Source organism: Candidatus Kryptonium thompsonii (assembly GCF_001535985.1).
In the GTDB taxonomy this organism is placed as follows: domain Bacteria; phylum Bacteroidota; class Ignavibacteria; order Kryptoniales; family Kryptoniaceae; genus Kryptonium; species Kryptonium thompsonii.
Genome location: NZ_CZVS01000063.1, coordinates 1 through 11088, shown reverse-complemented (window position 1 = coordinate 11088; position 11088 = coordinate 1). Strand labels below are relative to the sequence as shown.

The following is an 11088-nucleotide window of genomic DNA, read 5'->3' as shown; positions in this document are numbered from 1 at the left end:
ATCAAAGAAATTGGTGATCCTAAAAAGTATGATGAGATTGTCTTCGTTGGATATGGTGAGCCAACGATACGGCTTGATGTAGTCAAAGAAGTTGCAAAATATGTAAAAGAGCATGGAGGTAAAACACGGCTTGATACCGATGGGCATGGAAATTTGATCAATAAGAGAAATATCGTTCCAGAGCTCGTCGGTTTGATCGATGTTGTGTCAATTAGTTTAAATTCAATTGACCCAATGGAATATGGCAAATTAATGAATATAGATGGTGAAAAATTTCATCGGGCGATGATTGAGTTTGCCAAGGAGTGTAAAAAACATGGGATTGAAACTGTTATGACGATAGTTGGAGTAGATGGGATTGATGTTGAGAGGCATAGAAAGTTTGTTGAAGAGGAACTTGGAGTAAAATTTAGATTTAGACCTTTATTTTAATATGCCGAGCATATTTGACATACTTGGACCTGTGATGATAGGTCCATCAAGTTCGCACACAGCGGGTGCTGCAAAACTTGGTTATGTTGCACGACAACTTCTTGGAGCAGAACCAAAGCAAGCTGAAATAACTCTTTATAATTCCTTTGCGAGAACTTATAAGGGGCATGGAACGGATAGAGCAATCATCGGGGGAATTTTGGGTATGAAACCTGACGATGAAATGTTGCGAAATTCACTTGAAATAGCGAAGGAAAGAGGGTTAAAGTATACATTTAAGCTTATAATGAAAGCACCAAAACTTCATCCGAATTCAGCGAGGATAAATTTAACTGATCTTGATGGAAATAAAATTGAAATGGTTGGTTCATCTCTCGGTGGGGGAAGAATTGAAATCGTTGAGATCGAAGGATTTAAAGTTAGTTTTTCTGTTATGACGCATACAATTGTTATCATAGCAGATGATATACCGGGTAGCATTGCTCATATAAGTGGAGCGATCGCTGAGAAAAATATAAACATTGCAAATATGTTTGTGTCAAGGGAAGAAAAGCTTGCAAACATGATAATTGAAGTTGACCAAGATGTTCCGCCGGAGGTTTTGGAGAAAATTCGTTCTTTCAAATGGGTTCATTATGTTAGATTAGTTGAACCAATTTTATAAAAAATTAGGAGTCAAGAGCCATGGAGATAAATTCTTTTGAGGACATCTTAAAATATTGCCGGGAGATGAAGGCAACTATCCCAGAGGTGATGATTGAATATGAAATCAGAAAAACTGGGAGGACTCGGGAACAAATTATTGAGGGTGTTCGAAAAATTTTAAATGTCATGATAGAGTCAGTCAATAATGGCTTAACTCGGGATGTTAAATCCCCAAGTGGTTTACTTAACAATTTTGCGAAAAAGGTTTATAATGCGAAAGTAAATACCTTAACTGTTAATTTTAAAAAGGCAATCGCAAGAGCTATGGCTGTGAGCGAAGTTAACGCATGTATGGGAAGAATTGCAGCAGCTCCGACCGCTGGTTCATCTGGAATTATGCCAGCAGTTATAACGACGATGATGGAAGAACATGGAATCACAGAAGATAAAGCAATTGAGGGATTGCTCGTTTCTTCTGCAATTGGTTTGTTAATAGTTAAAAATGCTTCCGTTGCTGGCTCTGAGGCTGGATGTATGGGAGAAACTGGAAGTGCAGCAGCGATGGGCGCTTCGGCGATTGTTTATCTTTTGGGAGGAGACAATAGACAAATTGAAAGCGCAGCCTGTTTTGCAATTCAAGGGGCTATGGGTTTAGTCTGCGATCCAATTGCAGGACTTGTTGAGGTCCCATGTATCTTCAGAAATGCCATAGGGGTTGCGAATGCTTTCACATCTGCTCAAATAGCTTTGTCAGGTGTTGAATCAGTGATCCCGCTTGATGAAGTTATACTTGCGATGAACGAGGTTGCAGAGTTGATGTCACCTAAACTTAAAGAGACAGCACAAGGAGGGCTTGCGAATACGAAAACAGCGAGGGAAATTCAGAGAAGGTTTATTTATCAAATCGATATAGGGAAATAAATTTTTTCGCTAAATGACATTTCTAAATCCAACTTTTTTATTTGCACTTTTTGCTTCAGCGATACCTGTTTTGATTCATCTTTTTAACCTTCGGAGGTTGAGAACGGTTGAGTTCAGCAGTATTAAGTTTTTAAAAGAATTACAACGCTCGAGGATTCGCTCTTTAAAAATAAAGCAGATTATTCTTTTAATTGTTCGTGTCCTTGCCATTGTTTTCCTTGTTTTGGCGTTTTCAAGACCTGTGATAAAGGGTTATCTTTTCAATCCGATTGTTGCAGGACAAGCGAGAAGCAGCGTTGTTATAATTCTCGATAACACATTGAGCATGGCTTCAATTGATGAAAGGGGCAGATTTATAAATCAAGCTAAAGCAATCGCTCAAAGAATTGCGGACCTTTTAACTGAGTCGGATGAATTTGCGTTAATTCGCCTATCTGAGGTCCCAGAAGCTGCAACTGGAGGCTTTGTGCATAATATATCATTTTTGAGGAAACTTATTGATGAAACAGAGTTTACATATACACATAAAAGTCTTGCCGAAGCTTTTGTTTCCGCTGGTGAAATTATTGAAAGGGCGAAAAATTTAAACCGAGAAGTTTATATCATTTCTGATCTTCAAAAAGGCGGGTTTGCTCTTGGCTCATCCGATACAATCAATCGCAGGATTAAACTACCGCCTGATGTTCGAGTTTTTCTGATAAATGTCGGTGAATTCACGGGGCAAAATTTTTCAATTGATAAAGTTGACATAAAGAATAGAATAGTTTTTCCAGGGCGAATGCTTGAGCTTGAGACGACCGTCTCAAATCATGGACAAAATGATGTGTCAAATTATGTCGTCAGCATCTTTTTAAATGGAAGAAGGGTTGCACAAAAGGGTGTTAACCTTAAGAACCAATCATCACAAACGGTTAATTTCAACATTTTAATAGAAGATTTATCGGGATTTGTAGATGGATTTGTTGAGATTGAAGATGATAATTTTAGCTTTGACAACGGGAGATATTTTACGCTTTTCATACCGTCCGAGGTGAAGATTTTACTCGTCGGCGATGAGGATGACTTGAGATTTATCAAACTTGCTTTTTCGACCATTCAAGAGATTTATAAAAAATCATTTTTCAGTCTGACTCAGGTTTCACCCCAAGCAATTACTCGAATTAATTTTTCTGATTTTGATGTGGTTTTTCTTGTTAAGCCATCTCAGATTGAAGTAGAAACATCAAGGAGGTTAAAAAGCTTTGTATCCAGCGGTGGAGCGGTCATTCTATTTGTTGGTGGTAATGCAAACTTTAAAAATTTGAATCAAAACTTTAACTCAATTTTTGAATTGCCCGAGTTTGATGGTCCTGTAAAGCAGAGAATGCTCTTTTCAAAAATTGATCTAAATCATCCGATCTTTGAGGGTGTATTCACGGAGGCGCCACGAAAATTTGACTCCCCTGAGTTCAAAGAATATGTTAAGTTCAGAGCAAATTATGGTTTTAGAAGTATTATCGAGTTTGCGGATGGAAATCCATTTTTGATCGAGAAAGATGCGGGCAATGGGAAAATTATCATTTTCACATCTGAACCCACGGATAAAACATCTGACTTGCCCTATAAGGGGATCTTTATACCGCTTGTTTTTCAATCTGTCTTATATACAGTGGCTCCTTCTGGTTTCAAAGCTGAATATACAATTGGCGATACCGCTGAGATAAGGGTTGATTTCATGAAAAGATTTTATGGACAAATTCCTAAAGACCTTAAACTCAAACGCCCCGATGGGAGTGATTTTGCTTTTAGATTAAGTGGTGATTTCGTAAGGATAAATCAAGCGACAATCCCTGGAGTTTATCTGATCTCAAACGGCGGTGCTAAAAGTTTTTTAAAAATCGCTTTTAATCCACCTGCGACGGAGTTTTCGTATGAAAAGGAAGATGAAAGTAAAATTATTGCCTTTTTGGATCGGGTTGGGACAAAGCAGTATAAAATACTTTCAAATTTGGATGAGCTCAAAGTCAAAGATGAAATTTTGAAGGCAAGATATGGGGTTGAATTATGGAAAACTTTTCTTGTTCTTTCTATTTTGATGTTTTTTGCCGAAAGTTTGATTTCAAGAAAGATGTAAAATTAAAGGTACCTTGAAAAATGAAGGTTGAGGTTAAACCTTTATCTCTTCGTAATGCTTCGGGGAACAAAATAACAGGGGATGTTCATTTTGTAAGGGATTTTTTACCAGCACCTGTTGTGATTTATTCGCACGGATTTCTCGGGTTTAAAGATTGGGGTTTTATCCCTTATGTTGCGGACAAATTTGCTGAGAGCGGGTTTGTCTTTGTGAGATTTAATTTCTCGCATAATGGAATAGGCGAAAATCCAAATAAGATAACTGAATTTGATAAGCTCGCAAGAAACACCATCTCGAAGCAAATTGAAGATTTAACTTCGGTTATCGATTATGTTTTTTCGGATGAATTTAAGATTTTAACCAGTGGTGAGGTGTTTTTGCTTGGGCATTCGGGTGGTGGCGGAATTTCGATTATCAAAGCTGTTGAGGATGAAAGGGTAAAGGCTCTTGGTTTATGGGCTTCAATATCGACTTTCAGAAGGTATAGCCGACATCAAATTGAAGAATTGAAGAAAAATGGTTATATTTTTGTGCGTGTTCCTGATTCTGTGATTCAAATTAGAGTTGAAAAAATTGTTTATGACGATTTCGTGGAAAATCAAGATAGATACGATATAACGAAGGCAATTTCAAAATTAAACATACCGATTTTAATCGTTCATGGAACTGCAGATGCGATAGTTCCAGTGGTTGAAGCAGAGCAGTTAAGAGATGCAAATCCTAAGCATACAAACTTTATTTTAATTCCAGAGGCTAATCATCTGTTTAATATAAAGCATCCCATGGAGTTACCGAGCAAACAACTTAATATGGCTATTGATGTGACAATTTCTTTTTTTAAAAATTTAATTGAAAACAAAAAAGCGATTAAGGAATGAAGCAAACAAAGGCTCTATCTTTAGATTTCAACAAGACGATCGTTTTAACCCGATTGCTTTGGGTAGTTGCTTTCACAGGACTTACATTTCTTGGTGCCAAGATAGAAATTCCCACCGAACCTGTCCCATACACTCTTCAAACAATGTTTGTTCTTTTAAGTGCTGCTTTTCTTGGTCCATATTTGGGTGCTTTAAGTCAATTTATTTATCTTGCGCTTGGAAGTGCTGGACTTCCAGTTTTCGCTGGACCGATCGCTGGTTTTTCAAAACTTCTTGGACCAACAGGTGGTTATCTTCTCGCCTTCCCAATTTCAGCTTTTGTTGTTGGATATCTTGTGAAGTTTAAAAATAGTTATTGGTGGATTGCTTTTTCAATGTTTTGTGGTTTGATCTTGATTTTTGCTTTTGGGACGATTCAGTTAAACTTGGTTTTGATTCATAATTGGGGCGAGGCCATAAAATCAGGCTTTTTGATTTTCTCGTTTTGGGATTTATTGAAACTTTTTGCGTCGGCTTCGATTTATGCAAGCTTGAAAAGATTTTACAAATAAAATTTGCTTGTTAAATGCATCTAACAGAGACATTGATGTGGATTTTGTTTAATATATTTGTAATTGGAATGCTTGCCCTTGACCTTGGGGTCTTCCATAGAAAGGCTCACGAGATAAAGCTTAAAGAGGCTATCATATGGAGCATCGTTTGGATTTTGCTCGCTTTAATTTTTAATGTTCTTGTGTATTTCTGGCATGGGACCCAGGCAGCGCTTGAATTTTTAACAGGTTATCTTGTTGAGAAGTCCTTGAGCATGGATAATATTTTTGTCTTTCTGATGATTTTTTCCTATTTCGGTGTGAAACCCATGTATCAGCATAAGATTTTATTTTGGGGAATCGTAGGTGCAGTAGTTATGAGGGCAATTTTCATATTCGCAGGTATAACATTAATCAAACTTTTCCATCCCATAATTTATGTCTTTGGTGCTTTTCTTATCTTCACTGGAATAAAGATGGGATTGCAAAAAGACAGAGAGATTCATCCAGAGAAAAATCCAGTCTTGAAGGTTTTCAGAAAAATTTTCAAGATCACACCTGACTATGTTGACGGTAAATTTTTCATAAGGCAGGGTAAAAATCTGATAGCCACCCCCGCTTTTCGTTGTCCTTTTTAATCGTTGAAAGCACTGATGTTATGTTCGCTGTTGATTCAATTCCAGCGATAATTGCCATTACTCGTGACCCGTTTATAGTTTACACATCAAATATATTTGCAATACTTGGTTTAAGAGCTCTTTACTTTGCTATCGCTGGATTTGTAACCATGTTTAGATTTTTCAAATATGGGTTGTCCGTTATCCTTGTTTTTGTCGGGATAAAAATGTTGATTTCAGATATCTATAAAATTCCAACTTTGATTGCTCTTATTGTTGTGTTCAGCATAATTACTATTTCAATTCTTGCATCCGTCTTAATACCGGAATCAAAACCAGCAGTAGCTGCTAACCCCGGGGTCGAGGAAAATTTAAACGAAGAAGAAAAATCAAAAACAAATAGTGGGGGTTAAAATGGGAGTTGCACAATTAATAACTCGGACGGTTGGATTTCCAACTTTACGACTTCGCCGTTTGAGGATGACCGAACAATTTAGAAAAATGGTGGCTGAGACTCAACTTTCCGTTGATGATTTTATCTATCCGCTTTTCGTATGCCCTGGTGAAAAGGTGAAAAGGGAAGTTCGTTCAATGCCTGGGGTTTATCAGCAATCCATAGACAACATAATTCGTGAGTGTGAAGAGGTTTATAAACTTGGAATTCCAGCTGTGATATTGTTTGGAATTCCTGAGAGAAAGGATGAATTTGGTTCCGAAGCTTACGATGAGAATGGTATAATTCAAAGGACAGTTAGAGCGTTGAAGAAGGAAATTCCTGAGCTCGTTGTTATAACTGATGTTTGTTTATGTGAATATACTTCGCATGGACATTGCGGAATAGTCAGGGAGGTTGCCCCGGGCAAGTATGAAATTGTTAATGATGAAACGGTTGAACTACTTGCGAAAGAGGCTCTAACCCATGCGGAAGCAGGCGCTGATATGGTAGCACCAAGCGATATGATGGACGGAAGGGTTTCAGCTATAAGAAAAATTCTCGACGAGAACGGATTTCAAAATGTCCCGATAATGTCATATGCTGCGAAATATGCATCTGGTTTTTATGGACCATTTAGAGAAGCGGCGGAGTCAGCGCCGAAGTTTGGTGATAGAAGAAGTCATCAAATGGATCCGGCTAATTCTGATGAAGCCTTGCGTGAGATCGCTCTCGATATCCAAGAGGGAGCTGATATCGTCATGGTTAAACCAGCTCTTGCTTATCTTGATGTGATTTACAGGGCAAAGCAAGAATTTAAAGTGCCGATTGCAGCATATCAGGTGAGTGGGGAATATTCAATGATAAAAGCGGCTGGTTTAAATGGATGGATAGATGAGCAGAGGATAATGCTCGAGACATTAACTGCGATAAAAAGGGCAGGGGCAGATTTGATTTTGACATATTTTGCAAAGGATGCTGCTAAAGTTTTGAAGGGAAGTTGATTAGATAAAGCTCTGCTGTGGATTTAATTTGTCGGGGAATTTTTAGATTTTTCCGCTTGAAAATTTCAATTAAAGTTTTTATCATTATAGAAATTTCAAAAGCTAAACTTGAAGTTTTATGGAGATTTTTGGAGTTGCCCTAACAGTAATTTCGCTAATACTTGCTTATCAAGCGTGGCAAAATGGAAAATTGATGAAGCAGATGCATGTTGAAAGCATGGCTATGATCAAAAGTATAAAAGAGTTAAATGAGGCAATCAAGGAAGATATGCGAATTTCAAGTCAGGAAACGAGAGCGTTGCTTGAAAGGATGGAGAGGTCAAGCCAGGAGACAAGAGCATTGATTGAGAGTACAAGTGAGGGAACGAGGGCATTAATTGAAAGGATGGAAAAGTCAAGCGAAGAGATGAGAGCACTGTTTGATGAAAGGATGGAGAGGTCAAGCCAGGAGACAAGAGCATTGATTGAGAAATCAAGCGAAGACACGAGGGCATTGATTGAGAGAACAAGCGAGGAAACAAGAGCATTAATTGAAAGGTCAAGCCAGGAGACGAGGGCATTGATTGAGAGGATGGAAAGGTCAAGTGAGGAGATGAGGGCGTTGCTTGAGAGAATTCAGAAAGGGCAGGAGGAAGCTAGAAGGGAAATGGCAAGCGCCATTAAATATATTGCTGAGTTAATTGTTGCAGATGGTGAGAGAACGAGGGAACTTTTAAGAGCAAGGGGGCAAGTTTAAATCCCATCTTTAAAATCAAAAACTAAATTCAAAGGAGGCGTAATGGCGAAAAGAGAGCGTTGGGGGACAAGAATTGGATTAATACTTGCAATGGCTGGCAACGCAGTTGGACTTGGAAACTTCTTGAGGTTTCCAGTTCAAGCTGCGCAAAATGGAGGGGGAGCATTTATGATTCCTTATTTTGCTGCTCTTTTCTTGCTTGGAATACCTTTGATGTGGGTTGAATGGGCTGTTGGAAGATATGGTGGGAAATTTGGGCATGGAAGCGCTCCAGGAATGTTCGATGCTATGTGGAAAGCCCCGATTTCAAAATATCTTGGTGCACTTGGACTTTTCATATCGACCGTGATAATGGTTTATTACACATACATTGAATCATGGACGCTTGGGTTTAGTTTTTTCTCAATTACGAAGGCTTATTTTGGGGAAACGACTTTTGATGCGATGCGAAGTTTCTTGCAAAGTTATCAGGGTATAGAAAAAAATTATTTTCAAAGCATTTTACCAGCGTATTTCTTTATGTGCGTTACTTTGTTTCTTAACTTTTTCATTCTCTACCGTGGTATATCGAGGGGCATTGAGATGCTTGCAAAGATAGCTATGCCAACGCTTTTTCTCTTTGCGATTATTCTCGTTATAAGAGTTGTAACGCTTGGAACGCCTGATCCCGTGAATCATCCCGATTGGAATGTTGAAAGTGGGTTTGCTTTTATCTGGAATCCTGATTTTTCGAAACTTGGGGATGCAAAAATTTGGCTTGCTGCAGCAGGACAGATTTTCTTTACATTAAGTGTTGGGATGGGAACTCTCCAAGCTTACGCAAGCTATCTTCGTGAGAATGATGATATCGCGTTAAGTGGTCTTTCAACTGCATCCACAAACGAGTTTGTTGAGGTGATCCTTGGTGCAAGCATCGCAATTCCAGTTGCTGCTGCTTTCTTTGGGATTGAAACAACACAAGAAATCGCAAAGGGTGGTGCATTTAATCTTGGATTTGTGTCGATGCCGATAATTTTCCAAAAACTTCCTTTCGGTGAGTTTTTTGGCTTCCTTTGGTTTTTGCTTTTGTTCTTCGCTGGAATAACTTCATCTGTTGCAATGGCTCAGCCTTTAATTGCATTTCTTAAAGAGGAATTTGGAATCTCCCATGGTAGAGCAACAGCTTTAATTGGTTTTTCTGTTTTCATCGCTATTCAATTTGTCGTCTTTTTCTTAAAGCATGGATTTCTTGATGAGATGGATTATTGGGCTGGAACATTTGGACTTGTACTTTTTGCTTTATTTGAGATTATAATTTTCGCGTGGATATTTGGAATGGACAAAGGCTGGGCTGAAATTACAAAGGGTGCAGATATAAAAGTGCCTAAAATATTCTACTACATCATAAAGTACATAACCCCACTTTATCTTCTTTTCATCATGGTAAATTGGTTGATTCAAGATGCCGTTCCAACATTTTTGATGCAAGGCGTCAAACCTGAAGATATACCTTATAGATGGGGTGCAAGAGGATTAATGCTGTTAATTTTCATAGCAATAATTCTAATGGTCAAAGTTGCGTGGGATAAACGAAACAAACAAAATCGGGGTAAATAAAAATGAAATTCACAACCGAAGGAATTATCTTCATGGTACTTGCGTGGGGAATCGTCGCAACTCTAACAATTTATTGCTTTGCTAAAGTTCTGAAAACCAAGGTAGGGTATAACAATAATCAAGATGAGGATTAAAAAAATAAAAAAGCCCGGGCAAAGTCCCGGGCTTTAATGTTCTACTTGAGAAGCATCATCTTTTTAGTCTGGATGAATTTGCCTGCCTTCATCACATAGAAATAAACACCTGAGGAAACTTGTCTACCATCTCTATCTGTTCCATTCCATCTTACGCGATATTTTCCGGGTTGTACAAATTCGTTTACAAGTGTCGTGACTTCTCTGCCAAGTATATCGTAAACTTTTATCTCAACATTTACGGCGATCGGAACGGAGAATTCGATATCTGTTGTTGGGTTGAACGGATTTGGATAGTTTTGAGCGAGGTGGAATTCTTTTGGAATTTCATCCGTGGCAATTTGTACTTTGACTGGTTTCGGAGCTTCTCTTATTTCAATTGCATCTGCTCTGATGACAAAACTATCTTGCTTCGCCCTGTTGACAAGTGAATCAGCGTAATACGCGTTGACAAGGGCTGTATCATTTTCAAGTCTGATATAACCAAAAATTGCTGTCTGCTTTGAACCCATTGTGAAGCCTGAACTCGAACCTACCGAGGTAAATTCTCTCAACCCCGAGCTGACTTACAATGACAGTTTCAGGTTGAGCTCCACCTTGTTGATAAATCAAATACCTTGCTCTTGGCGTTGAATTACTTGCTGCAAGCCCTGTCCTAGCCCAAACATCGAAACTATCAACCTCAGCTGCTCCTTCTCTGAATGGGATATACGGATACCACTCCGCAAAAGCTCCTGGCGCACCATAGATATAAGCAATCAATCTTGAATTGTTAATTCCACTTCCAGTTATTCTGTTCCACTTATTGTAGGTTGTATCAACAGGTGGAGAAACATAATCAACAATCGGAGGTTGAGCGTAAAATTCATTTTCAACATCGTTATCTGCATAAATCAGCGTTCCTCTTCCAGTGCCGGTGAAAACTATGGTTAAAACACTATCATACCTTGAATTTGATACGATGTAGAGAGTATCAACATAAGTTCTCATATCTCTTGGTGTGAATTCAACTGTAAGGTTAAACTTACCGTTTATCGCTGGGAGTTCAA

The 11088-nt window shown here is 38.4% G+C and carries 14 protein-coding genes; 12 read left to right on the top strand and 2 right to left on the bottom strand.

The genetic code is table 11. The features are described 5' to 3' along the window. The 12 genes from AWW78_RS08630 to AWW78_RS10865 all read left to right on the top strand — a co-directional run. On the top strand, positions 1-432 hold a 432-nt coding region (locus AWW78_RS08630; protein ID WP_047134914.1), incomplete at its 5' end, for a TatD family nuclease-associated radical SAM protein. Between the two features lies 1 nt (position 433). Continuing rightward, entirely contained in the window at positions 434-1096 is a 663-nt protein-coding gene (gene sdaAB / locus AWW78_RS08625) for an L-serine ammonia-lyase, iron-sulfur-dependent subunit beta (RefSeq protein WP_047134913.1), read from the top strand. A gap of 20 nt (positions 1097-1116) precedes the next feature. Next, on the top strand, positions 1117-1998 hold the full coding sequence (gene sdaAA / locus AWW78_RS08620; protein WP_047134912.1) for an L-serine ammonia-lyase, iron-sulfur-dependent, subunit alpha: 882 nt from the start codon (positions 1117-1119) through the stop codon (positions 1996-1998). A gap of 13 nt (positions 1999-2011) precedes the next feature. Beyond that, positions 2012-4111 (top strand): vWA domain-containing protein, encoded by a 2100-nt coding sequence (locus AWW78_RS08615; RefSeq protein ID WP_047134911.1) that lies wholly within the window; start codon positions 2012-2014, stop codon positions 4109-4111. A gap of 20 nt (positions 4112-4131) precedes the next feature. Continuing rightward, a complete protein-coding gene (locus AWW78_RS08610) occupies positions 4132-4989 on the top strand; it encodes an alpha/beta hydrolase family protein (protein ID WP_047134910.1) in 858 nt (285 codons plus the stop codon). Continuing rightward, positions 4986-5540 (top strand): biotin transporter BioY, encoded by a 555-nt coding sequence (locus tag AWW78_RS08605; protein ID WP_047134909.1) that lies wholly within the window; start codon positions 4986-4988, stop codon positions 5538-5540. The genes AWW78_RS08610 and AWW78_RS08605 overlap by 4 nt, the downstream gene beginning before the upstream one ends. A gap of 14 nt (positions 5541-5554) precedes the next feature. After that, entirely contained in the window at positions 5555-6157 is a 603-nt protein-coding gene (locus tag AWW78_RS10945; RefSeq protein ID WP_320410037.1) for a TerC/Alx family metal homeostasis membrane protein, read from the top strand. Continuing rightward, positions 6145-6549 (top strand): TerC family protein, encoded by a 405-nt coding sequence (locus AWW78_RS10940; protein WP_320410036.1) that lies wholly within the window; start codon positions 6145-6147, stop codon positions 6547-6549. Before AWW78_RS10945 ends, AWW78_RS10940 begins: the two co-directional genes overlap by 13 nt. Position 6550: 1 nt before the next feature. After that, complete coding sequence (gene hemB, locus AWW78_RS08595; protein ID WP_047134908.1) at positions 6551-7573, top strand: porphobilinogen synthase; 1023 nt, start codon at positions 6551-6553, stop codon at positions 7571-7573. A gap of 118 nt (positions 7574-7691) precedes the next feature. Then, on the top strand, positions 7692-8309 hold the full coding sequence (locus AWW78_RS08590; RefSeq protein ID WP_047134907.1) for a hypothetical protein: 618 nt from the start codon (positions 7692-7694) through the stop codon (positions 8307-8309). A 42-nt stretch (positions 8310-8351) separates the two neighbouring features. Beyond that, the gene (locus AWW78_RS08585) at positions 8352-9905 is read left to right on the top strand and encodes a sodium-dependent transporter (RefSeq protein WP_047134906.1); all 1554 of its coding nucleotides are present in this window, start codon (positions 8352-8354) and stop codon (positions 9903-9905) included. A gap of 2 nt (positions 9906-9907) precedes the next feature. Beyond that, complete coding sequence (locus tag AWW78_RS10865; protein ID WP_255301263.1) at positions 9908-10039, top strand: hypothetical protein; 132 nt, start codon at positions 9908-9910, stop codon at positions 10037-10039. Positions 10040-10080: 41 nt separating this feature from the next. Here AWW78_RS10865 and AWW78_RS08580 read toward each other — a convergent pair whose 3' ends face one another. Both AWW78_RS08580 and AWW78_RS10595 read right to left on the bottom strand, forming a co-directional pair. Then, a complete protein-coding gene (locus AWW78_RS08580; RefSeq protein ID WP_047134905.1) occupies positions 10081-10551 on the bottom strand; it encodes a T9SS type A sorting domain-containing protein in 471 nt (156 codons plus the stop codon). Continuing rightward, on the bottom strand, positions 10508-11088 hold a 581-nt coding region (locus tag AWW78_RS10595; RefSeq protein WP_047134904.1), incomplete at its 5' end, for a hypothetical protein. The genes AWW78_RS08580 and AWW78_RS10595, both read right to left, overlap by 44 nt.

What these genes read in the sequence shown, in the direction of transcription:
- AWW78_RS08580 (WP_047134905.1), bottom strand. Translation starts at nt 10,551, where the DNA reads ATGGGTTCAAAGCAGACAGCAATTTTTGGTTATATCAGACTTGAAAAT.
- sdaAB (WP_047134913.1), top strand. Translation starts at nt 434, where the DNA reads ATGCCGAGCATATTTGACATACTTGGACCTGTGATGATAGGTCCATCA.
- AWW78_RS08615 (WP_047134911.1), top strand. Translation starts at nt 2,012, where the DNA reads ATGACATTTCTAAATCCAACTTTTTTATTTGCACTTTTTGCTTCAGCG.
- sdaAA (WP_047134912.1), top strand. Translation starts at nt 1,117, where the DNA reads ATGGAGATAAATTCTTTTGAGGACATCTTAAAATATTGCCGGGAGATG.
- AWW78_RS10945 (WP_320410037.1), top strand. Translation starts at nt 5,555, where the DNA reads ATGCATCTAACAGAGACATTGATGTGGATTTTGTTTAATATATTTGTA.
- AWW78_RS08605 (WP_047134909.1), top strand. Translation starts at nt 4,986, where the DNA reads ATGAAGCAAACAAAGGCTCTATCTTTAGATTTCAACAAGACGATCGTT.
- hemB (WP_047134908.1), top strand. Translation starts at nt 6,551, where the DNA reads ATGGGAGTTGCACAATTAATAACTCGGACGGTTGGATTTCCAACTTTA.
- AWW78_RS08585 (WP_047134906.1), top strand. Translation starts at nt 8,352, where the DNA reads ATGGCGAAAAGAGAGCGTTGGGGGACAAGAATTGGATTAATACTTGCA.
- AWW78_RS08590 (WP_047134907.1), top strand. Translation starts at nt 7,692, where the DNA reads ATGGAGATTTTTGGAGTTGCCCTAACAGTAATTTCGCTAATACTTGCT.
- AWW78_RS08610 (WP_047134910.1), top strand. Translation starts at nt 4,132, where the DNA reads ATGAAGGTTGAGGTTAAACCTTTATCTCTTCGTAATGCTTCGGGGAAC.
- AWW78_RS10865 (WP_255301263.1), top strand. Translation starts at nt 9,908, where the DNA reads ATGAAATTCACAACCGAAGGAATTATCTTCATGGTACTTGCGTGGGGA.